This is a genomic window from Photobacterium sp. Ph5 (assembly GCF_022129445.1).
GTDB lineage: Bacteria > Pseudomonadota > Gammaproteobacteria > Enterobacterales > Vibrionaceae > Photobacterium.
The window spans coordinates 1-22,599 of record NZ_JADQAQ010000028.1 but is presented as its reverse complement, the minus strand read 5'-3'; the positions used below and the strand labels follow the sequence as shown (position 1 = coordinate 22,599).

The window sequence follows — 22,599 nt, the reverse complement described above, 5'->3', positions numbered from 1 at the left end:
CTTTAATACTAGAAACGACAGCAAAAGCTGTCGTTTCTATATCTCGCGTTTATGGATAGCTACAGCTTCACAGCCAATTCTACACCTTGGCGAATGACTCGCTTGGCATCCACTTCTCCGGCAACATCTGCCCCACCAATCACATGAACATTAATCCCTTGCTCGATCAGTTTTTCCGACAACTCTTCAACCGATGTTTGTCCTGCACATAGTACGATATTATCAGCAGCTAATAAGCGAGATTGCCCTTTAACCGTAATATGTAGCCCTTGATCATCAATCTTGTCGTAACTCACACCACCGAGTAACTCTACCCCACGTTTTTCAAGTGTACGACGATGGATCCAGCCCGTTGTTCTGCCCGGGCCTTTACCAACTTTGCCTGGTTTACGTTGCATTAACCATACTTGACGAGGGCTAATGAAGTCATCTTGAGGTAATAATCCCCCTTCATTTTCAAGGGATTGATCGATTCCCCACTCTTGCAGCCATTGATCGAGATTTTGATTTTTAGGCTCTGTTAGCATGGTAGATACATCCACCCCAATACCACCAGCACCAATAACAGCAACTTTTTGTCCTAGCTGTACTTTATCTCTGATCAAGGTTTGATAATCGATAACCTTTGGATTATCAACACCTGGAATGGGTGGTATACGCGGTTTTACACCTGTTGCGATGATCACTTCATCATAACCAGTTAAATCATTTTCAGTAACGGTATATCCGAGTTTTACATTAACGCCTGTTTGCACTAAACGACGAGTAAAATAGCGAATGGTTTCTTTAAACTCTTCTTTACCTGGAATTTGCATCGCTAGGTTAAACTGTCCGCCTACGTGATCATTTTTATCAAACAGATCAACACTAAATCCTCGCTCTGCGGCAGCTACCGCACATGCCATACCTGCAGGACCAGCTCCAACGATCGCTACTTTCCTATTATGCGTTGTTGGTGTTAATACCAGCTCGGTCTCATAGCAGGCTTGAGGATTCACTAAGCAACTGGCTCGCTTACCAAAAAAAGCATGATCTAAACAAGCCTGATTACAACCAATGCAGGTATTAATGTCATTAGCGCGATCTTGCTCTGCTTTATTTACAAATTCAGGATCAGCAAGGAACGGCCTTGCCATCGACACCATATCAGCTTGACCTGACGAGAGAATATCTTCAGCTACCTGTGGGGTATTGATACGGTTACAGGTCACCAATGGAATAGAAACTTCACTTTTTAATTTCTCTGTCACCCAAGCAAATGCAGCGCGTGGCACTTGCGTGGCAATAGTCGGAACACGCGCTTCATGCCAACCAATACCTGTGTTTAAAATTGTCACACCGGCTTTTTCAAGTGCTTTAGCTAACATTACAACTTCTTCATGGGTACTGCCTTGTTCAACTAAATCCAACATGGAAAGACGGAAGATAATAATAAAGTCACGTCCAACGCGCGCGCGAACCGCTTTCACAATCTCAAGCGGAAAACGAATACGATTTTTATAACTCCCGCCCCAATCATCATAACGACAATTAGAACGCTGGCAGATGAACTGATTAATCAGATAACCTTCAGATCCCATTAATTCAACGCCGTCATACCCAGCTTCTCTTGCAAGCTCGGCACTTTTCGCAAAAGCATCAATGGTCTTTAATATCTGACGTTCAGACATTTTGCTGGGGGTGAATTTAGAGATAGGTGAACGAATTGCAGAAGCACTCACCGCAAAAGGCGACATTGCATAACGCCCTGCATGCAGTAACTGAAGCGCTATTTTTCCACCTTCATTATGCACAGCCTCTGTAATGTTCTTATGTGCTCGTGCTGCACGTGATGAACTAAACTCGGCACTTAACGGATGTAATCGTCCACGAAAATTAGGAGAGAAACCGCCAGTGACAATTAATCCTACTCCACCACGCGCACGTGCAGCATAGAACGCAGATAATTTTTTAAATCCATCACGTGATTCTTCAAGCCCTGTGTGCATAGAGCCCATTAACACACGGTTTCGTAGGGTAGTAAAACCAAGATCCAATGGCGCTAATAAATGAGGGTATGCTTTATTGTCCATGGCTTTTGCTTCTCTTTTTATTATGGTCTGACCAGTATATTAACCCTGCGATGCCATTTCAAACATTTGTTTACATTAAGTTAACATTTGTGCTTTCGCGCACTTTTCCTATCCCTTCGATGACTAACAACACGACTATTTACTCAATGCCTTGTTTTGATATGTCTTCTAATAGTAAATTTACTGAAATTAGTTAATGAGTACGATACGATATGCCTCAAGAATCATTAAAGAGATCATTCATGAAAGCCATATTCACAGGGATTGGAGCGTTTTTCAGAACAATCTGGAAGTTAGTCAACTTTACCCGTAAGTTTATTCTTAACTTAATTTTCCTACTGATTGTCGGTGCCATTATTTTTGCTTTTAGTGACAATGATGACAGCGCTGAAAAACCAGAGGCATCGGCACTTGTACTTAACCTATCAGGTCCGATTGTTGAGCAGAAAAACTATGACAATCCGTTAGATAGCGTTATTAGTGATGTGATGGGGCAACCACCCGTTGAGCAAAACGTTTTATTCGATATTGTCGAAGCCATCCGTACTGCAACTACCGATAGCTCTATCACTGGCCTGGTGTTAAACCTTAAAAACATGCCAGAAACAAGCCTGACTAAGCTGCGTTATATTGCAAAAGCCATTCAAGAGTTTAAAGCATCCGGTAAACCTGTTTATGCTTATGGTGGCCATTACAGCCAAAGCCAATACTATCTCGCGAGTTATGCCGACAAGATCTTCATGTCGCCAGATGGCGGTATCATGCTAACAGGCTACGGCACTTATACGCTTTATTATAAAACACTATTAGAAAAGCTGGATGTCACCACCCATGTTTTCCGTGTCGGTACTTACAAATCATTTGTCGAACCTTATATTCGTGATGGTATGTCTGCCGCAGCGAAAGAAGCCAATACGGTTTGGTTAGATCAACTGTGGCATGCTTATACATCTGATGTGGCGAAAAATCGTAATATTGATGCTAAAACACTGACACCAGAAATGGACAGCTTTATTGAACAACTCACTGCGGTTAAGGGAGACTTTGCTCAACTGAGTAAAAAAATGGGTCTTGTTGATGAGTTGGTAACCCGTCCTCAATTAAGCCAAATCTTAATCAAAGAATTTGGTGATAACGGTGAGCACAGCTTTAAGCAGATCAGCTACTACGATTACTTATCTATGCTGGTTGATGATCAACAACCATCAGATAACAAAGTAGCTGTCGTTGTTGCAAGTGGCGCCATTGTTGATGGTAAGAGTAGCCAAGGTACAGCAGGTGGTGACACGATTGCAGCACTACTTCGCAAAGCTCGCTTTGATAACGATGTAAAATCTGTGATCTTACGTGTCGATAGCCCAGGAGGCAGTGCCTTTGCTTCTGAAGTGATCCGTAATGAAGTCGATGCCTTAAAAGCGGCGGGTAAACCTGTTGTTGTTTCGATGTCGAGTGTTGCCGCATCTGGTGGTTACTGGATCTCTTCAAGTGCAGATAAAATTATCGCACAACCAACAACCATCACAGGCTCTATTGGTATTTTTGCTATTTTAACCACATTTGAGAAAAGTCTAGAAAAACTTGGCGTTTATAGTGATGGCGTAGGCACCACTCCTTTTACAGGTGTCGGTGTAACACGTGCGCTTCCTGAAAATATCGGTAAAGTTTTCCAACTTGGGGTTGATAATGGCTACCAACGCTTCATTGGTTTAGTCAGCAAATACCGTCATATGTCACTTGAGCAAGCGGATAAAATTGCTCAAGGCCGAGTATGGACAGGTAAAGACGCTAAAGAGCGCGGTTTAGTTGATGAACTCGGTGATTTTGATACCGCTATTACTGAAGCGGTATCACTTGCTAAAGTTGATGATTACCAATTGGTGTGGATGCAACAGCCTCTTTCTCCTATCCAACAATTCTTCAAAGAAATGTCAGGGGAAGTAAAAACACAAGTAATGGCGATGGTCTTAGGCGAGACACCTAACGCATTGGCTCCAGTAACTAAGGTTGCAAAAGATCTGACATCTCTTAGTAACTTTAACGATCCGAATGGTCGTTATGCGTTTTGTTTAAACTGCAGCACAGTTAACTAGCACGTTATCAGTAAATACAGTTTAAAAGCTCGGCTATAATGCCGAGCTTTTTATTATACAAAAACGCTTTAATAAACCAGCCAATTAACATTAGTGATAAAAACTACAATAACTCAAAATATAAGCATATCAATCTCAGTTCACATTTCAACGCAATAACTATCACTCTAAAAATCGCTTAACTCGCATCTTCATACAGTTTGCGTATAATGCGCACACCAACCCGTTAACTCTGTGCTGAAAAATGGAAAGAAAACATATTTATATCGCCTACACTGGCGGCACCATTGGTATGCAAAAATCTGATCATGGTTATATTCCGGTATCAGGCTTTATGCAAAAGCAATTAGCTAGCATGCCAGAATTCCATCGCCCAGAAATGCCTGAGTTCACCATCCATGAGTATTCGCCTTTAATTGACTCATCAGATATGACACCAGCGGATTGGCAACGTATTGCTGACGATATTAAAGACAACTACGATAAGTATGATGGCTTTGTGATCCTTCATGGTACAGATACCATGGCGTACACCGCTTCTGCTTTGTCTTTTATGTTTGAAAATTTAGATAAGCCCGTGATCGTAACTGGCTCGCAAATCCCATTAGTCGAATTACGTTCAGATGGTCAAAGTAACTTGCTTAATGCGTTACACATTGCAGCTAATTATCCGATCAATGAAGTAACAGTATTTTTCAACAACCAATTGATCCGAGGCAACCGCAGTACTAAAGCCCATGCCGATGGTTTTGGCGCATTTATCTCACCAAACTTGCCACCATTATTAGAAGCAGGCATTAACATTACCGTTAATAGCGGAACTGAATTAAACAAAAAGCCCAATGGTGAATTTAAAGTTCATACCATTACACCACAGCCTATTGGTGTGATCACCATGTACCCAGGGATCTCACCAGAGGTCATTCGTAATACCTTACGCCAACCTGTAAATGCTATGATCTTACTGACATTTGGCGTGGGCAATGCACCTCAAAATAAAGAGTTACTTGACCAGTTAAAAGAAGCATCAAATCGTGGGGTTATTGTTATGAACTTAACCCAATGCTTATCTGGTAAAGTTAATATGGGTGGTTACGCAACGGGTTGTGCACTGGCTGATGCTGGCGTATTAAGTGGTTATGATATGACACCTGAAGCGGCACTGGCTAAATTGCATTATTTACTTAGCCAAGATTTACCCATTGAGACCATGCGTACACTAATGCAGCAAGATCTCCGCGGTGAATTAACCCTATAATAAACCGTAATTGTTTTATAAAGAAAAGAGCCGAGCTGGCTCTTTTTTATTTTATGGTAGATATAAATAAAAACATCCTTCTCCCAAGATTTTCCAATCGAACTACAATTACAGCTAATAGCACTCTACCTTCATGGGTTGGAACAATGATGATTTTACACGGTGCCTCTATTTCACCCTTCGTCAGAAAAATCATGTTGGCACTTAATTACAAAGGGATACGTTATGAGCTCCAGCCTCTCAATCCTTTTTTAGAAAAAGAACTTGCCCACAAACGCCATCCAATGGGAAAAGTCCCCGTACTTGAACATAATGATACAACCATCATCGATTCAACCGTTATTGCCCATTATCTTGACGATACCTATCCTGTTCCCCCACTTTATCCGGGCGATGCCAAACAACGGTCGCAAATTCGTTGGTTTGAAGCTTATGCTGCGACACGTGTGACGTCATTACTCGGTGGCGTTTTGTTTTATCAAAAAGTATTACGCGATAAAATGCAAAATAAGCCATGTGATGAAGAGGCTGTGGAACAATGCCTTTCTCACCACCTGCCCAATGTGTTGAAATACCTCGAAGAACAACTTCCCGAGCAAGGGTATGTTGGCGATCATTTATCAATGGCTGAAATAAGTCTCTGGAGTGTTTTTAGAACAGGATGGATGGCAGGGCTACGGTTGCAACCCCATTATCCTATTCTACATCACTATCTACAGCGTATAGAGCAAGAGCCATGGATAGCCAATATTGTGGCAGAAGAAGATCATCAATTACAAAGTTTCTATTGCGAAGCTATGATATGGCCTAACCTACATGAGAAGGTCTAACGTTAGATATCATCATGTTCAAAGCGAGCAATCTCTGGCGACTCTTCAAGAGGGCCTTGAGAAGTAAAATCACGTTTTAATTCAGCTTTACTCTTAAATTTTATTTCGCCCCCCGCAGCAACCGTCATATGCTGCGCATCACTATTATGCCGCGATTGATAAAGCATCACAGCCTGCATAGCAGAATCTCTTTGATTAGGTGTTAATGCTGTACCATCAGGCCATTTTCCCGTTTCTACAGCAGCTGATATCCGCTCAAAGACTTCTGGCGTCATTGCCTTTAATAATGGCGATACATCCATATCTATTCCTCATTTTGAAACTAAACAGCATGTTTAACTACATTCGCTGTAGCTTATAAAATACGTAATAACAGTCAATGCTTTCCCCTTAAACTGCAATCATGATCACAGCTTGATAGGTCTATCAAAATAAATTCAACATTTTTGGAAGCATCCGTCGATAACAATGAATGACATCGTTATATTTATCATTACTCGTAACTAACATGTAGGTCATTAAGATGTATTACTCATCAATCATACAAACATCAAAAAGAGTAATACCAACAGGATTATTCTTAAGCAATATCAAACGTATCCTCACAACGATCAGTATGAGCTTATTATTAACAGGGTGTTTTGAACGCCACCGTACCACAGATAGCTTATGTGAAAGTTACCCTGAATTGTGTACCCAGCTCAACGTCAATGATGGTCAATGCCGTATTCAACGTACAGGGTTAATTTGGCAACGTTACGATGTACTGAAAAACCCAACCGACCAAGAAAAATTTAAAGAGCTTGAAGCAACGCAAAAATATATTTTTTGCTTAGAATATGCTGCACGTATTGAGCCAACAGAGCTAAAAGATCGAAAGACCGTTCGTATGAATGCCCTGTACGACAGTTATAATAATATAACTCGCTTAAACAAAGAGCTGTCATTGTCGACCGATCCAGAGATTATTTACTATCGTTGGAGTCAAGGTGATGAACAAGCACAACAACAATTTCTGGCACTCGAAGGTAAGAAAGAGTTAGAAACCCCAGATCTTCAACTTGCGCTTGCCAGCTACTACATCAGCAAAGATAAAGACAAAACCTATCAATTACTACATCATGCACTTTCACTTTATAAGAAAAATGAAACAGTAAACCAAGATATTATAAAGTCATTGGCAACCTTATCTCAGCAGCAAAAAAAACTGCAAGAAGCCTATATCTGGGTATTAATTGCTAATGATATGAATATGCCTGTAGCCAAAGCAAAAAATATTGCCAACCTATTTTTGTTAACAGAAGATGAACAGAAGGTTTTAAATAAAAAAGCAGTCAATATTTTAGATAATTTACAAAATGGCAGCTACGAGCGAAATATGATTAATTAAAATTTAATTGTAAATATCAAATATTTTCATAATTAATACATACAAGATTTAATCGTTAAAATTATTTTGTTTGAAAAAGTATGATTTTCGATATTTATCACAGTGACGGTGAAAATTATATATTACCGTCACTCATACTATTTATTTATCTTCAAATATTAAAGATATTGAATTCACACAATAACGCTCACCGGTTGTTTTCGGGCCATCATTAAAAACATGTCCAAGATGACTATCACAATACTTACAGCGAATTTCTATTCGTTGCATGCCATGACTATGATCTTCTATGTAACGGATACAATCATCATTAATCGGCGCATCAAAGCTAGGCCAGCCGCAGCCTGAATCATATTTATTGCTAGAGGAAAATAATGGCGACTCACAACAGGCACATGAATAAATACCTGTTTTATGGTTATGAAGTAGCTTGCCGCTATAAGGTGGCTCAGTCGCTTGTTGCCGACAAACTTGATAAGCCATTTCAGATAATTTCTCTCGCCAATAAACATCAGATTTATTTTTCATTACCGTCGTCCCTTATTTCCCTCAATATTAAATTTAAAAACCTATTTTTTATTTATAGTAACTTTAACATATAAGCATGTTTTAAAAATTCACAGTTTAAAAAAAAAGCGTCTAATGTATTTATCAGCGATATAAAATTTGAAAATTATTGCGCTGTTAAATTACACAATATTTGTATGATTTACCGCCGTTGTAGTCGAAATGTAAATTAAATCCGATCTTTTTTTTGATTTTAAGCAATTTAAACGATTTTTTTGCTTGCAGGGTCACGTAGGATTATGTAATTTTACTACCAGTTATCTTTCATTAGAAATTAAGTTGTGGAGCAACTGTAATGACAATTAAAGTAGGTATTAACGGTTTCGGCCGTATCGGTCGTTTTGTTTTCCGTGCAGCGCAAGAGCGCAACGACATTGAAGTTGTTGGTATCAACGACCTTATCGATGTTGAGTACATGGCATACATGCTTAAGTACGATTCAACTCACGGCCGTTTCAACGGTACTGTTGAAGTTGAAGGCGGTAACCTAATCGTTAACGGTAAAACTGTTCGTGTAACAGCTGAACGTAACCCAGAAGATCTTAAGTGGGATGCAATCAACGTTGACGTTGTTGCTGAAGCAACTGGTCTTTTCCTAACTGACGAGACTGCACGTAAGCACATCACTGCTGGTGCTAAGAAAGTTGTTCTTACTGGTCCATCTAAAGACACAACTCCAATGTTCGTTATGGGTGTTAACCAAGACACTTACGCAGGTCAAGATATCGTTTCTAACGCTTCTTGTACTACTAACTGTCTAGCGCCTATCGCTAAAGTTCTTAACGATAACTTCGGTATCGTTTCTGGCCTTATGACAACTGTACACGCAACTACAGCTACTCAAAAAACTGTAGATGGTCCTTCTGCTAAAGACTGGCGTGGTGGTCGTGGTGCTGCTCAAAACATCATCCCATCATCAACTGGTGCAGCTAAAGCTGTTGGCGTTGTTCTTCCAGAAATCAACGGCAAACTAACTGGTATGGCTTTCCGCGTACCAACTGCTAACGTTTCTGTAGTTGACCTAACAGTTAACCTAGAAAAAGGTGCATCTTACGAAGCTATCTGTGCTGCAATGAAAGCTGCATCAGAAGGCGAACTAAAAGGCATTCTTGGTTACACTGAAGATGCAGTTGTTTCTACTGACTTCAACGGCGACACTCGCACTTCAATCTTTGATGCTGCTGCTGGTATCGCACTTAACGATAACTTCGTTAAAGTTGTATCTTGGTACGATAACGAAATCGGCTACTCAAACAAAGTTCTAGACCTAATCGCTCACATCTCTAAGTAATGTAAGCATTAGCTAGCTTTCTTTGAAAGCAATTTAAAAGGCGACGCATTGAGCGGCGCCTTTTTTGTATCTGAATGTATGACAAGATAAGCACAGCTAAATTAATAAAAATCCGATACATGTCATCGAGTTAATTAAGATGCCATTTCTGAGGATAAGCGTATGATGAAGCAAAGCTCTTCGCTATCATTACTATCTTCTCACAAATTTAACAAATTAATTTTCATATTTTTTGATATTTTAAGACAAAAAATAAGTACCTTTTTGTTTATCTCTCTATCAGCATAATAAGAGTTAAACAAATAGGCACTTTCTGCTTTTAACTTTTAAGGAATGAAGATGAATCTACGTCAACTTTCTACTGTTAACGCTTTATCCGACTACGTCACCGCTTGTGAATATCAAGGGATTAATATCATTAGAGTGATCCACCCGCTTGCTGAAGCTGGAATTTCACTCCATGGTGGTCACCTGTTATGGTTTAAACCACAAGGTGAAAAAGACATTATTTGGTTGAGTGAAAAAGCCATTTTTGATCAGTCAAAAGCAGTACGCGGTGGTATTCCAATTTGTTGGCCTTGGTTTGGTCAAGCAGGTACACCTTCACATGGCTTTGCACGTACATCACAGTGGTCATTATTGGAACACCGTGAAAATGAAAACGGCGTTATTGTCAGTCTAGCACTGGAAGATAATGAAGAAACTTACGCTATTTGGCCACATAAGTTTAAAAACGTCCTAACGTTTGAAATCGGTCAAGAACTCAAAGTAAGCCTGACATCAACGAATACCGGCAATCAGGCATGGTCATACAGTGGTGCATTACATACTTACTTCGATATTGACAATATTAAAGATATTGATATTACAGGAATGGGGCCAAACTACCTTGATAGTACACAGCAAGGTAAAGCGTGTGAAGGTGGTACTACACTAACATTCACCAGCGAAACTGATCGTGTATATACTCAGCCAGACGCGACTATCACAATTAATGATAAAAACAATCATCGTGAAATTTTAGTCACGAATGAAGGTCATAATGCCGTTGTAATTTGGAACCCTTGGCAAGATCTATCCATTAGTATGGGCGACATGGCTGATAATAGTTTTGAAACTATGGTATGTGTGGAATCAACAATCCACCAGCCAAGTATTGAACTAGCACCAGGACAGTCTCATACTTTAGCGACAACAATTTATAGCCGTTAATTAGAAACTAACCACGAGCAATGTTATTGCTCGTGGTTTAAGCATACATTTTTGCTGACGCTTCAATCAATACCCAGCCATTACCATCAGGATCACTAAACGTAGCAAACTTACCACCCACTAAGTTGACAATACTTGATAATAATACGCCACGCTGCTTAAGTTCTTTATGCGTTAACTGTATGTCATCTGTTTGTACAACTAATCCTTGCACTGTGCCCGCTTTCATTCCACCAAACGGCATCACTAAACTGATTGTGGTTTCCGCACCTCTTGGTGCTAATTGCAACCAGCGTTTTTCATTCTTTGAGCAATGATCTCGGATCAATTCAAAACCAAGAGCATCTCGATAAAACTTTAAAGCCTGATTTTGATCTGAAACCGGAATAGAAACAGTATCGACACGTGAAATTGCCATAAAGCCACCTACCTATACAATTTTTAGGACTCATTTCAGCTTATGTCAGAGAAGACACTTTCGTGGAAAAAAAATATCTTAGACTCAAATACACAAAAAAATTCTCAATTATTGTCCACCACTGAATAATAATTAAAAAAAAACAAATAAAACCAAACAAAGATATTTAAGCAAAACAATAATTCAACATAAAAAAGTTTTACAGATATTTAATTCACCTAGAGCATGAAAAACAAGATTCTTCATTAGTTAATACAATTAACAATAAATTCATATTGCAACAATCAAAAACAAAAGCGTTTTTCCTTAAAAAGCGCTTGCAGAACCCATCCCATAAGAGGATAGTAAAAATACACGGTTAAAAAACACTCAGTTTAAAACCGTTATCACACGGTATTTTTATTTAGAAATCATTAACTCAGTACAGCAAATTGATTAGTTCGGTCTAGGCTTACAGTAAGGGATGCAAAAGAGGTTAATTTTCGTCCTGTCTAAATGATCAAAGAACGATTCAGGGGGCATACCATGAGTATTTTTGACCACTATCGTCATCGCTATGAAGAATCCAAGGACGAAGAGCTTTCATTACAAGAATTCCTTGATATTTGTCGTAACGATCGCAGCGCCTACGTTAACGCCGCAGAGCGTCTATTGATGGCGATTGGCGAACCAGAAATGATTGATACCGCGCAAGACCCATATCTTAGTCGCCTATTCTCTAACCGTGTCATCTCTCGTTATAAAACGTTTGAAGACTTTTATGGTATGGAAGATGCGATAGAACAAATCGTCTCTTACCTAAAACATGCCGCCCAAGGGCTTGAAGAACGTAAGCAAATTCTTTATTTATTAGGCCCTGTTGGCGGTGGTAAATCATCACTGGCAGAAAAGTTAAAAAGTTTAATGCAGAAAGTGCCGATTTATATTCTGACGGCAAACGGTGAACGTAGCCCTGTTAATGATCACCCTTTCAGTTTATTTGATAAGTCAGAAGACGGCGAACTGCTTGCCAATGAATACAATATTCCATCACGCTACTTAAACACCATCATGTCACCATGGGCGGCAAAACGACTCCATGAATTTGGTGGTGATATTACACAATTTAAGGTGGTGAAAGTTCGCCCATCCATCCTTGACCAAGTTGGTATAGCCAAAACTGAGCCAGGAGATGAGAATAACCAAGATATTTCATCGCTAGTTGGTAAGGTCGATATACGTCAACTTGAACATTATTCTCAAGACGATCCTGATGCTTATAGTTATTCCGGTGCACTTTGTAAAGCTAACCAAGGCTTAATGGAGTTTGTCGAGATGTTTAAAGCGCCGTTAAAAGTACTTCACCCACTTCTTACCGCAACGCAAGAGGGTAACTACAACGGTACTGAAGGGCTATCCGCATTACCTTTCGATGGAATGATCCTTGCTCACTCTAACGAGTCAGAATGGCAAACCTTTAGAAATAACAAGACAAATGAGGCTTTCTTAGATCGTGTTTATATCGTCAAAGTCCCTTATTGTTTACGGGTTTCTGAAGAAATAAAAATCTACCAAAAACTACTTGAAAACAGTGAGCTATCAGCTGCACCTTGCTCACCAAGTACGCTTGAGATTCTTGCTCGATTCACCGTTCTTTCTCGCTTAAAAGAGCCAGAGAACTCAAGTGTGTACTCAAAAATGCGAGTCTATGACGGTGAAACACTAAAAGATACAGATCCAAAAGCAAAATCTTACCAAGAATATCGCGACTATGCCGGTGTCGATGAAGGTATGAATGGGCTATCAACTCGTTTCGCCTTTAAAATTTTATCGCGAGTATTTAACTTCGATCATTCAGAAGTTGCTGCAAACCCTGTTCACTTGTTCTATGTGCTTGAGCAACAAATTGAACGTGAACAATTCCCACAAGACATTGCTGAAAAATACCTTGAACATTTAAAAGGTTTCCTTACACCGAAGTATGTCGAGTTCATTGGTAAAGAGATCCAAACCGCTTATCTCGAGTCTTACTCCGAATATGGTCAAAACATTTTTGACCGCTATGTCAGCTACGCCGACTTCTGGATTCAAGACCAAGAGTACCGTGATCCTGAAACTGGACAACTCTTTAATCGCGAAGCACTTAATAACGAATTAGAGAAAATAGAGAAACCAGCGGGGATCAGTAACCCTAAAGATTTCCGAAATGAAATTGTTAACTTCGTGTTACGTGCTAGAGCAAACAATGCAGGCAAAAACCCCAACTGGACCAGCTATGAAAAACTGAGAACAGTAATAGAGAAGAAGATGTTCTCTAATACTGAAGAGCTACTTCCTGTTATTTCATTTAATGCAAAAACATCAACAGATGAGCAAAAGAAACATGATGATTTCGTCGCTCGTATGATGGAAAAAGGCTATACCCGCAAGCAAGTACGTTTATTGTCTGAATGGTATTTACGCGTACGTAAATCGTCGTAAACCAGCTGCAAATGAGATAAGGGGGAGCTATGGCATATTTTATCGACCGCAGGCTCAATGGTAAAAATAAAAGTACGGTTAATCGCCAGCGCTTTTTACGCCGCCATAAGCAGCAAATTAAAGAATCTATTGCTGATGCGGTAAATAAACGCTCGATCACGGATGTTGATAGTGGTGAAGATATCACTATCCCATCACGTGATATCCGAGAACCTAGCTTTCATCAAGGTAAAGGTGGACAACGTGATGTTGTCCACCCTGGCAACGACCAATTCACACCAGGCGATCGTATCGAACGACCGCCGGGTGGCGCTGGTCAAGGTGGGGCTGGTAAAGGAGATGCAAGTCCTGATGGCGAAGGCAATGATGAATTTGTTTTCCAAATATCTAAAGATGAATATCTTGACCTTTTATTTGAAGATCTTGAATTACCTAATTTACAAAAAAACCAGATGAACAAAATAGTCGAGTGGAAAACCTTCCGTTCAGGCTATAAATCACAAGGTGTTCCCGCAAATATTGCCATTGTAAAAACCTTGCAAAATTCATTAGCAAGACGTACCGCAATGACCGCAGGAAAAAGAAGAAAACTGCGTGATTTAGAACAAGCGCTCACGTTATTATTTAACACCGAACCTGCGCAACCTTTTGAAGAAGAAAGGATAAAGCAAGAAATCGAGTCATTGAAACAAAAAATAAATAGAACACCATTTATTGATACGTTTGATCTTCGCTATAAAAATTATGAACGCCGACCGCAACCATCAAGCCAAGCGGTGATGTTTTGTTTGATGGATGTATCAGGCTCGATGGATCAAGCCACAAAAGATATTGCTAAACGTTTTTATATTTTGCTTTATCTCTTTTTAAACCGTACCTATAAAAACGTGGATGTGGTTTTTATTCGTCACCATACCCAAGCAAAAGAAGTGGATGAACACGAGTTTTTCTATTCGCAAGAAACTGGGGGAACTATTGTTTCAAGTGCACTACGTATGATGAATGACATAGTGAAAGACCGCTATCGTCCTGAAGAGTGGAATATTTATGCGGCTCAGGCTTCTGATGGCGATAACTGGGCTGATGACTCTCCCGGTTGTCGAGAGCTATTAGATAAGCATATTTTACCATTTTCACGTTATTACTCATACATAGAAATTACACGACGAGCACATCAGACATTATGGCGTGAGTATGAAGCGCTACACAACAGCCATGATAATTTTGCGATGCAAAACATACGGACTGTAGATGATATTTTCCCAGTATTTAGAGAGCTATTTAAAAAACAAGTGAGTTAATGTTTGAAAACTTACTAATCGATAGTCAGCGATATTGAAACAATATCGCTACTCTTTCTGGCTGGTATCACGCGCTTTAAGGGGATCTTAGTCATGAATACAAAGACAAAAACAAAAACACTCAGCGATGGGCCGGATTGGACCTTTGACCTACTAGAACAGTACCATGTTGAGATCAAGCGAGTTGCAGAGCACTATCGCCTAGATGCCTATCCAAACCAAATTGAGATCATTACTGCCGAACAAATGATGGACGCCTATTCAAGTATCGGAATGCCAATAAATTATCATCACTGGTCTTTTGGTAAACGTTTTATTGAAACAGAACGCGGTTATAAGCACGGGCAAATGGGACTCGCTTATGAGATTGTCATTAACTCGAATCCCTGTATCGCCTACTTAATGGAAGAAAATACCATCACTATGCAAGCGCTCGTGATGGCGCATGCCTGCTATGGTCATAATTCGTTTTTTAAAGGTAATTACCTGTTTAAAACATGGACCGATGCAAGTTCTATCATCGATTACCTTCTCTTTGCTCGAAAATACATTTCTGAATGTGAAGAAAAATACGGAGTCAATGACGTCGAAAAGCTCATTGATTCCTGCCATGCGTTAATGAACTATGGTGTTGATCGTTACAAACGTCCGCAAAAAATATCATTAGTCGAAGAAAAAGCTCGTCAAAAAGCCCGTGAAGATTATCTTCAATCCCAAGTTAATGCACTTTGGCGTACCATCCCCGTTCAAGCAGAAAAAGAAACCGTTATTGAAGAAGAACGCTTTCCTTCTGAGCCACAAGAAAATATTCTTTATTTCTTCGAAAAACACGCCCCACTGCTTGAACCTTGGCAACGTGAGTTAGTTCGGATAGTGCGCAAGATCAGTCAATATTTTTATCCCCAAAAACAAACTCAAGTCATGAATGAAGGCTGGGCGACATTTTGGCACTACACGATTCTTAACCACCTCTATGACGAAGGCTTGGTGACAGAGCGATTCATTATGGAATTTCTGCATAGTCATACTAATGTTGTTGCTCAACCTGAATATAACAGTCCTTATTACAGCGGTATTAACCCTTATGCTTTAGGGTTTGCTATGTTTCAAGATATACGTCGGATATGTGAAGATCCTACAGAAGAGGATAAGCATTGGTTTCCTGACATTGCAGGATCTAATTGGCTTGATACCCTACATTTTGCGATGGAAAATTTTAAAGATGAAAGCTTTATTAGCCAATTCTTGTCGCCCAAACTCATGCGAGATTTTAAGCTGTTTGCTGTTAACGACGATGATCGTCATAACTATGTTGAAGTGAGCGCTATACATAATGAAGAAGGTTATCGCGCTATAAGAGAAAAGCTCTCTTCACAATATAACCTCAGTAATAATGAACCCAATATTCAAGTATGGAATGTTGCTTTGCGCGGTGATCGCTCATTAACACTACGCTATATTCCCCATAATCGGATCCCACTTGCTGATAGCCATAAAGAAGTGATCAAACATCTTCATCGACTCTGGGGATTTGATGTCACATTGGAAGAAGAATTACCAGACGGACGTACCCAAATCATTGCGACTTGTCCAATTAAGACACAATATAATACTGAGATTTAACTTTTAATCTCTACTTAAAAATAACGCCACTGAAATTTTTAACTTCAGTGGCGTTTTATTTATTAGATTAAATTAATCATTAGAACTTATATGTTGCGCCTAAGTACCAAGAGCCAACAGACATATCATAATCTTTATTCGTCGCTTCAAGTGTATAGAAGTCTGCTTCATAAGCTGTTCGAATACCTAAACCTGGTACTTGTTTAATTTGATACTCTAAGCCAGCACCTAAACGAATTAAACCACCATCATCTTTAAATCCAGGCTCTTTAACAGAAATTTGACCTAAACCAACAAGAGCAAAAGGTCGTAGACCATTATCAAAAGTATAACCCAAGTTTGCAGCTAGGCTGAAAGATTGATGCTCTGTTTTACCTGTGAACTTGTGACCTTTTACTTCTAAGGTGTTTTTAATATCGCCATAGGTCGTGTATTGCGCTTCTAAAGCAACAATGCGGTTGAACTGATAACCCGCAATTAGTTTATAACTTTCACCATCAGCTTTATTTGAATAGCCAACTTCATGGTTATTTTCAATACTACTTGCAAGTGATTTATCATAATGAAAATCAGTAGTACCTACACCAGCACCAATATAAAATCCATTATATTTATTAGATGGGTTTTCAGACGCTGAAGCATAAGATGAAGCTAGCGTACCAATAAGTGTCACTAATAATAATTTTTTCATGTTTTTACTTTTTAAACTGCTTTACAAAAGAGAAGCGTAGTTTAGTAAAGCATGTCTAAAAAAAACAAACGAAAACCAAACCTTAACTACACCAAAAATAAATAAACATAAAAAACAAACAAAATCATGATGATATATCTTACTTTATTACTACTTGTCAGTGTAACAAACCATATCAAACGCTTCATTTTTGCTATCGGTGAAAAAGTACAATCTATTATCTATTCTTTTATAGCGATAATAGATGCTGTAACCTTCATAATCTTTATAGGCTTTATTTAAATTAGGATCATCATGTTTTTTTAAAATTCGAACACGATTAAAATTCAAGGTTAAATGTTCTCTCGTTTGTATATAATCACCTTCATAATAAAGCTCCATCAGCTTATACTCATCATCCCCTTCCTGAGCTTGTATAAATTCATTAATCAAAAAGCTACTTTTAGAGCTAAATGTTAAGATCATACTTTCAGATATATGGCTATATTTAGTATAAGATTTTGATATAAACCCCGATTTTATTTGGTCGCATACCCATGTCGTTGACACTAAATTATCTTTATTTGTAAATAAGTAAAAAAGACCTAATAGAAGGAGGAAAACAATAACCATTAATACTGCGTTAATATACTTCAACATACTACTTTTTTGCTCTTCAAATAATCATTTAACTGTTTAGAAAATCCACCATTAATATATTTAGACATTCTAAAATTAAATGTTCCACCATCTGATGTAATTATAAACACTACGACTGCCGTATTGTTAGCTATTCTTGTATTATAGTAAAATTGTATAAAAACCTTAGAGTCACATATTGATGAAACACCTTTCTTTATATCTTTAATAAAGAAAACTTTATCAACTTTATATTTATCGATATTATTAAAATATATATTATTACTACCAATACTGAGTTCATTACTATAATTTTCAGTATCAATAAAATACGGTAATGTATTTATTTTATTATTCATGTAACTAAATATGCTTACTAGCATAATAGCTATAACAAGTAGCAAATAGAAAAAGCGCTTATGGGAATAGAATGACAGTGGCGTTTCTTTTATCTTTACGTTGCCTTTCTCTACAACGACATCCTCAGAAACGTGTTCTGGTATAATATCGCAACTCTCTTGTTGGTATTCAAAACTGAAACTTTCTTCTTTCACTTCAAGTAAATAACCAGACTTACTGACTGTTGTGATCGTAATCATCTCTAAAGCATGCTTAGCTAATACTTTTCTAAGTTTAGAAATCACATTTGTTAAGGCTTGCTCAGATACAATCGTATCTCCCCAACATTGAGATAATAAAAACTCTTTTTCTACACATTTTCCTTGGTGTGCCAGTAAAAGTAAAAATACATCACTCACACGGGGCGTAAAATACTCTGTCTGTCCATTGTCATGAGTAAGAGTTCGTGTGGAACTGTCGTAGGTTACGGAACCAATTCGGTACACTTCACTGCTTGTCATACTGACCATTTTATTAACATAATTAATCCTTAATTATTAGTTATGCTAACCATACAATCAACTTACAATCGAGTTATTCACCTTCAAGCATTTCTATTTACATCAATATGCTGATTTAACCAACAGAAATACAGGCATAAAAAAACCAAGTGCTTAACACTTGGTCTAATATTCGCCGCAGTAATTTTAAATTATTGCTCTTCTTCGTACATGTATTTTGAAATTTCAACACGGTGACTATACCAAATCGCACCACTTTCACGTCCATATAAACGAATGCGATCAGCGACTAGCTCTGGCTTATTTTCGTCACAATATGATTTCATATCGCGGTAGAAACTTAATGCTAATTCACATGCTTCTGGCTTCATAAAGTAATAGCCACCAACACGTGTATATATTTTGCGTAAACCATTAATAGTTAGTACATAAAGTGTATTACCAGATTTACCCGCCATACCTTGGAATAGACGATAATCATAATAGTTGAACGCACGAGCTAAACAAATTTCTTCGCAAAGCTGAGGATCATCTTTACCGTACTTATCTACGATTTTTTTAACTTCTTGAATAAGATCAATGCGATCATCACTGTTTTCAATAAACTCAGCAAAGCTTGATGCTTTACGAAGCCTTTCAACTGAATCAATGACATGCTGAATTAAAATACTCGACTCTTCTGCATTACCTCTGACTGCGTAACGCATAAATACGCTACTAATATCAGTACGTGCAGCAAGAAGATCGGTTAGCACTCGTTGGACATCCTGCCCATCTAATGTCACTAAGGTATCAAGGATATTTAGACCTGAAGTATCCATGTAGTTATTAACACGCGTTGGTTTACCATGTTGAATGGTTAACCATCCATCACGCGCTAAACGCTGCAATACTTCACGTAATGTTGTTCGAGTTACTCCAATTAACTCTGAAAGTTCACGCTCAGCAGGAAGAATCGACCCCTGAGGAAAGTGATTATTCCATATGCTTTCAATAATATATTTCTCAGCAAATGTCGCTGGGCTATCTGCCTTAATGACCATCTAAGTAAAATCCAGTTCGCTTCATGCATTTTTATAATAGTACTCATCATACCACTAGTTTCTTCTGAGAAGAAACCTAGCCACTAACTCTGACATGAACATGAAAGAGAAGTATAAAAATACAACGATATTGTTAAACTGCTCACTAAAAAAAAGGGTTTTTGAATGCAATCTAACAATTCTAGTCACATTTTCTGTATACTGTGCGGTTTATAACACTGACATATTCAACTCCCATTTCACGATGAAAATGTAACGAAATAATTGCATTTTTGTTTAAATTATTGACTAATACCTCTCAAACGGTAAAGTTATATAAAGATGAACTGGGAGCGAATGGAAGCTGCTGCCTAAGAAAGTTAAAACATCCAAGAACCATACTCTTGTTTAACTTTGATACCTCAATCTCGACCAATAATCTTTTGCAAGAAGCAACTGATTACCCTGCTGATTGATCAATCAAGGCATTTAGCCGACATCAAATCCATACTATTTTGCGCTAATAATAAAGAGATCCAACACATGGCTATATCGCTAGGGAATGCCTTTATCAAAAATTTTTTGGGTAAGGCACCTGACTGGTACAAAATTGCAATCATTACTTTTTTGATCATTAACCCTATTGTCTTTTTTCTTATTGATCCGTTTGTTGCTGGCTGGTTGTTAGTAATCGAATTCATCTTTACGTTGGCAATGGCATTAAAATGTTATCCGTTGCAGCCCGGCGGCTTATTGGCGATAGAAGCTGTTGCCATCGGGATGACAAGCCCAGATCAAGTGAAACATGAACTTGTTGCCAATATTGAAGTACTGCTCTTACTGGTTTTTATGGTCGCGGGCATCTACTTCATGAAGCAACTATTGTTGTTCATGTTTACAAAAATACTAATCGGCATCCGCTCTAAAATTTTACTTTCACTCGCATTTTGTGTGATGGCCGCTTTTCTTTCTGCTTTCCTTGATGCACTAACCGTGATTGCGGTTGTTATCAGTGTAACGGTAGGTTTCTACAGCATTTATCATAAGGTTGCTTCAGGGCAAGATCCTCACTCTAATCATGATCATACCAATGATAATCACGTTCCAGAGCTAAGTCGTGATGACTTAGAAAACTACCGCGCATTCCTACGTAGCTTGTTAATGCATGCTGGTGTGGGTACCGCGTTAGGTGGTGTAATGACAATGGTAGGTGAACCACAAAACTTAATCATTGCCGATCAAGCAGGTTGGGATTTTGGTGAATTCATTATTCGTATGGCGCCTGTTACTGTTCCTGTCTTTTTCTGTGGCTTGTTAACCTGTGCACTAGTTGAGAAGTTTAAAATCTGTGGCTATGGTGCAGAATTACCTGAAAATGTTCGCCAAATCTTAGTCGACTTTGATAATGAAGAACGTAAATCACGTACTAATCTTGATTACGCAAAATTAATTATTCAAGCCGCTATTGCAGTATGGCTAATCATCGGTCTTGCAATGCACTTAGCAGCCGTTGGTTTAATCGGTTTAACCGTTATTATTTTAGCGACCTCGTTTACTGGTATCACCGAAGAGCATGCGCTGGGTAAAGCGTTTGAAGAAGCACTACCCTTTACTGCACTACTTGCGGTGTTCTTCTCAATTGTTGCGGTAATTATTGATCAACAATTATTTGCACCGATTATTCATTGGGTATTAAGCCTTGAAGGTAGTTCACAGCTAACTATGTTCTACATTGCGAATGGCTTGTTATCTATGGTATCTGATAACGTATTTGTTGGTACGGTATATATTAACGAAGTAAAAACAGCGCTAACAAACGGTGTTATCAACCGTAGTCAGTTTGACATGTTAGCCGTTGCTATCAATACAGGTACTAACTTACCGTCTGTAGCAACACCAAATGGTCAAGCGGCATTCTTGTTTGCTTTAACTTCGGCTATTGCACCACTTATCCGTCTTTCTTACGGCCGAATGGTATACATGGCGCTACCTTATACTATTGTACTTGCGTGCGTAGGTTTAGCAGGCATTGAGCTAATGCTAGTACCAATGACAGAGTGGTTCTATACCATGGGTTGGATAACTGATGCGTCATCAGCTGCGGCAACTATACCGGCGCTTGCTCACTAATTTACAACGGCTAAATTGACAGATGATTTACTTCTCTATGAAGCTATGATTGAATATTGCTGTTAGATTAGTGTCATAACGTATATGAAAACCCTGATAGTTCAGGGTTTTCTTTTATCTCAATTAGTGCGTAGAGTATCAATGATGCAACACCTCAATACCTTTTCAAAATCACGTTTAGCATGGCTGCTATTACTTCTTTCTATTGTTGTATTTGAAGGTTGTGCCCTATTCTTCCAACATGTAATGAACCTTGCACCGTGTGTAATGTGTGTTTATGAACGTGTCGCGATGATGGGGATCGGTTTTGCCGCTATTATTGGTCTTATCGCTCCCCAAAATGCCTTTTTCCGTTGGATGGGATTAGCTGGTTGGGGGTATTGTGCCTATCGCGGTGTTGTATTGGCTTATCAACATGTTGGTTTTCAGTTGAACCCGTCACCATTTGCAACTTGCGATCTATTCGTCCAATTTCCAAGCTGGGCACCAATAAACCATTGGGCACCATGGATGTTTGAAGCATACGGTGATTGTGCCAAAATTGTTTGGCATTTCTTAACACTAACGATGCCACAATGGTTGGTTGTTATTTTTGCTGGAAATCTTATTGTTTGGGCAGTGATGGTTATCGCTCAGTTCTTCGGTAAGAAATCAGCTTAAGTTAGCTACGAATAAATAAGACAGAAAAAGCGAAGACTAGGTTACTAGGCTTCGCTTAATTATATGGTCCGCCTCATCCTAAGCCGTTAGGCTTAGGGTAGGCTTT

Annotated in this window: 19 protein-coding genes; 11 read left to right on the top strand and 8 right to left on the bottom strand. The window is 38.8% G+C overall.

Annotated features, from left to right (window positions below; translation table 11 throughout):
• Window positions 1-59: 59 nt before the first annotated feature.
• Window positions 60-2,072: an NADPH-dependent 2,4-dienoyl-CoA reductase gene (locus tag I3259_RS12135; protein WP_238029868.1), complete on the bottom strand. Its 2,013-nt coding sequence runs from the start codon at window positions 2,070-2,072 to the stop codon at window positions 60-62.
• A gap of 242 nt (window positions 2,073-2,314) precedes the next feature.
• On the opposite strand from I3259_RS12135, the gene sppA reads away from it, so the two are divergent.
• From sppA to I3259_RS12120, 3 genes are all read left to right on the top strand, one after another.
• Entirely contained in the window at window positions 2,315-4,162 is a 1,848-nt protein-coding gene (gene sppA / locus I3259_RS12130; protein WP_238029867.1) for a signal peptide peptidase SppA, read from the top strand.
• Window positions 4,163-4,406: 244 nt separating this feature from the next.
• A complete protein-coding gene (ansA, locus tag I3259_RS12125) occupies window positions 4,407-5,420 on the top strand; it encodes an asparaginase (RefSeq protein WP_005369017.1) in 1,014 nt (337 codons plus the stop codon).
• A gap of 146 nt (window positions 5,421-5,566) precedes the next feature.
• Window positions 5,567-6,250, top strand: coding sequence for a glutathione S-transferase family protein (locus I3259_RS12120; protein WP_238029866.1), 684 nt, complete (start codon window positions 5,567-5,569; stop codon window positions 6,248-6,250).
• Between the two features lie 2 nt (window positions 6,251-6,252).
• Here the strand turns inward: I3259_RS12120 and I3259_RS12115 are convergent, their stop codons facing one another.
• Window positions 6,253-6,552: a DUF1315 family protein gene (locus I3259_RS12115; protein ID WP_238029865.1), complete on the bottom strand. Its 300-nt coding sequence runs from the start codon at window positions 6,550-6,552 to the stop codon at window positions 6,253-6,255.
• Window positions 6,553-6,866: 314 nt separating this feature from the next.
• On the opposite strand from I3259_RS12115, the gene I3259_RS12110 reads away from it, so the two are divergent.
• Window positions 6,867-7,640 carry a DUF2989 domain-containing protein gene (locus I3259_RS12110; RefSeq protein ID WP_238029864.1) on the top strand — a complete coding sequence of 258 codons (774 nt, stop codon included), beginning with the start codon at window positions 6,867-6,869 and terminating at the stop codon, window positions 7,638-7,640.
• 141 nt (window positions 7,641-7,781) lie between these two features.
• Here I3259_RS12110 and msrB read toward each other — a convergent pair whose 3' ends face one another.
• On the bottom strand, window positions 7,782-8,168 hold the full coding sequence (gene msrB / locus I3259_RS12105) for a peptide-methionine (R)-S-oxide reductase MsrB (RefSeq protein WP_238029863.1): 387 nt from the start codon (window positions 8,166-8,168) through the stop codon (window positions 7,782-7,784).
• Between the two features lie 334 nt (window positions 8,169-8,502).
• Here msrB and gap point away from each other — a divergent pair, with 334 nt between their 5' ends.
• Both gap and I3259_RS12095 read left to right on the top strand, forming a co-directional pair.
• Entirely contained in the window at window positions 8,503-9,498 is a 996-nt protein-coding gene (gene gap, locus I3259_RS12100; RefSeq protein ID WP_238029862.1) for a type I glyceraldehyde-3-phosphate dehydrogenase, read from the top strand.
• 339 nt (window positions 9,499-9,837) lie between these two features.
• Window positions 9,838-10,710 carry a D-hexose-6-phosphate mutarotase gene (locus tag I3259_RS12095; protein ID WP_238029861.1) on the top strand — a complete coding sequence of 291 codons (873 nt, stop codon included), beginning with the start codon at window positions 9,838-9,840 and terminating at the stop codon, window positions 10,708-10,710.
• 37 nt (window positions 10,711-10,747) lie between these two features.
• Here the strand turns inward: I3259_RS12095 and I3259_RS12090 are convergent, their stop codons facing one another.
• Window positions 10,748-11,128 carry a VOC family protein gene (locus I3259_RS12090; protein ID WP_238029860.1) on the bottom strand — a complete coding sequence of 127 codons (381 nt, stop codon included), beginning with the start codon at window positions 11,126-11,128 and terminating at the stop codon, window positions 10,748-10,750.
• 525 nt (window positions 11,129-11,653) lie between these two features.
• On the opposite strand from I3259_RS12090, the gene I3259_RS12085 reads away from it, so the two are divergent.
• From I3259_RS12085 to I3259_RS12075, 3 genes are all read left to right on the top strand, one after another.
• Window positions 11,654-13,588 carry a PrkA family serine protein kinase gene (locus I3259_RS12085; RefSeq protein WP_238029859.1) on the top strand — a complete coding sequence of 645 codons (1,935 nt, stop codon included), beginning with the start codon at window positions 11,654-11,656 and terminating at the stop codon, window positions 13,586-13,588.
• 29 nt (window positions 13,589-13,617) lie between these two features.
• Entirely contained in the window at window positions 13,618-14,889 is a 1,272-nt protein-coding gene (locus I3259_RS12080; protein ID WP_105059723.1) for a YeaH/YhbH family protein, read from the top strand.
• A 93-nt stretch (window positions 14,890-14,982) separates the two neighbouring features.
• Window positions 14,983-16,512, top strand: a complete 1,530-nt coding sequence (locus tag I3259_RS12075; RefSeq protein ID WP_238029858.1) for a SpoVR family protein — start codon at window positions 14,983-14,985, stop codon at window positions 16,510-16,512.
• A 79-nt stretch (window positions 16,513-16,591) separates the two neighbouring features.
• On the opposite strand, the gene I3259_RS12070 is transcribed toward I3259_RS12075, so the two are convergent.
• From I3259_RS12070 to fadR, 4 genes are all read right to left on the bottom strand, one after another.
• Entirely contained in the window at window positions 16,592-17,203 is a 612-nt protein-coding gene (locus tag I3259_RS12070; RefSeq protein WP_238029857.1) for an outer membrane beta-barrel protein, read from the bottom strand.
• A gap of 150 nt (window positions 17,204-17,353) precedes the next feature.
• Entirely contained in the window at window positions 17,354-17,752 is a 399-nt protein-coding gene (locus tag I3259_RS12065; RefSeq protein WP_238029856.1) for a hypothetical protein, read from the bottom strand.
• An 83-nt stretch (window positions 17,753-17,835) separates the two neighbouring features.
• Window positions 17,836-18,681, bottom strand: a complete 846-nt coding sequence (locus tag I3259_RS12060; RefSeq protein WP_238029855.1) for a winged helix-turn-helix domain-containing protein — start codon at window positions 18,679-18,681, stop codon at window positions 17,836-17,838.
• Between the two features lie 191 nt (window positions 18,682-18,872).
• Window positions 18,873-19,724: a fatty acid metabolism transcriptional regulator FadR gene (gene fadR, locus I3259_RS12055; protein ID WP_238029854.1), complete on the bottom strand. Its 852-nt coding sequence runs from the start codon at window positions 19,722-19,724 to the stop codon at window positions 18,873-18,875.
• Window positions 19,725-20,246: 522 nt separating this feature from the next.
• On the opposite strand from fadR, the gene nhaB reads away from it, so the two are divergent.
• Window positions 20,247-21,833, top strand: coding sequence for a Na(+)/H(+) antiporter NhaB (gene nhaB / locus I3259_RS12050; protein ID WP_238029853.1), 1,587 nt, complete (start codon window positions 20,247-20,249; stop codon window positions 21,831-21,833).
• A 144-nt stretch (window positions 21,834-21,977) separates the two neighbouring features.
• Complete coding sequence (dsbB, locus tag I3259_RS12045) at window positions 21,978-22,493, top strand: disulfide bond formation protein DsbB (RefSeq protein ID WP_238029897.1); 516 nt, start codon at window positions 21,978-21,980, stop codon at window positions 22,491-22,493.
• Window positions 22,494-22,599 lie beyond the last annotated feature (106 nt).

Bases quoted from the DNA above. Each gene is read 5' to 3' on its own strand.
- msrB (WP_238029863.1), bottom strand. From the start codon at position 8,168: ATGAAAAATAAATCTGATGTTTATTGGCGAGAGAAATTATCTGAAATG.
- I3259_RS12115 (WP_238029865.1), bottom strand. From the start codon at position 6,552: ATGGATGTATCGCCATTATTAAAGGCAATGACGCCAGAAGTCTTTGAG.
- ansA (WP_005369017.1), top strand. From the start codon at position 4,407: ATGGAAAGAAAACATATTTATATCGCCTACACTGGCGGCACCATTGGT.
- I3259_RS12075 (WP_238029858.1), top strand. From the start codon at position 14,983: ATGAATACAAAGACAAAAACAAAAACACTCAGCGATGGGCCGGATTGG.
- I3259_RS12090 (WP_238029860.1), bottom strand. From the start codon at position 11,128: ATGGCAATTTCACGTGTCGATACTGTTTCTATTCCGGTTTCAGATCAA.
- I3259_RS12135 (WP_238029868.1), bottom strand. From the start codon at position 2,072: ATGGACAATAAAGCATACCCTCATTTATTAGCGCCATTGGATCTTGGT.
- I3259_RS12085 (WP_238029859.1), top strand. From the start codon at position 11,654: ATGAGTATTTTTGACCACTATCGTCATCGCTATGAAGAATCCAAGGAC.
- I3259_RS12120 (WP_238029866.1), top strand. From the start codon at position 5,567: ATGATGATTTTACACGGTGCCTCTATTTCACCCTTCGTCAGAAAAATC.
- I3259_RS12110 (WP_238029864.1), top strand. From the start codon at position 6,867: ATGAGCTTATTATTAACAGGGTGTTTTGAACGCCACCGTACCACAGAT.
- I3259_RS12080 (WP_105059723.1), top strand. From the start codon at position 13,618: ATGGCATATTTTATCGACCGCAGGCTCAATGGTAAAAATAAAAGTACG.
- nhaB (WP_238029853.1), top strand. From the start codon at position 20,247: ATGGCTATATCGCTAGGGAATGCCTTTATCAAAAATTTTTTGGGTAAG.
- I3259_RS12095 (WP_238029861.1), top strand. From the start codon at position 9,838: ATGAATCTACGTCAACTTTCTACTGTTAACGCTTTATCCGACTACGTC.
- dsbB (WP_238029897.1), top strand. From the start codon at position 21,978: ATGCAACACCTCAATACCTTTTCAAAATCACGTTTAGCATGGCTGCTA.
- gap (WP_238029862.1), top strand. From the start codon at position 8,503: ATGACAATTAAAGTAGGTATTAACGGTTTCGGCCGTATCGGTCGTTTT.
- fadR (WP_238029854.1), bottom strand. From the start codon at position 19,724: ATGGTCATTAAGGCAGATAGCCCAGCGACATTTGCTGAGAAATATATT.
- I3259_RS12060 (WP_238029855.1), bottom strand. From the start codon at position 18,681: ATGACAAGCAGTGAAGTGTACCGAATTGGTTCCGTAACCTACGACAGT.
- I3259_RS12070 (WP_238029857.1), bottom strand. From the start codon at position 17,203: ATGAAAAAATTATTATTAGTGACACTTATTGGTACGCTAGCTTCATCT.
- sppA (WP_238029867.1), top strand. From the start codon at position 2,315: ATGAAAGCCATATTCACAGGGATTGGAGCGTTTTTCAGAACAATCTGG.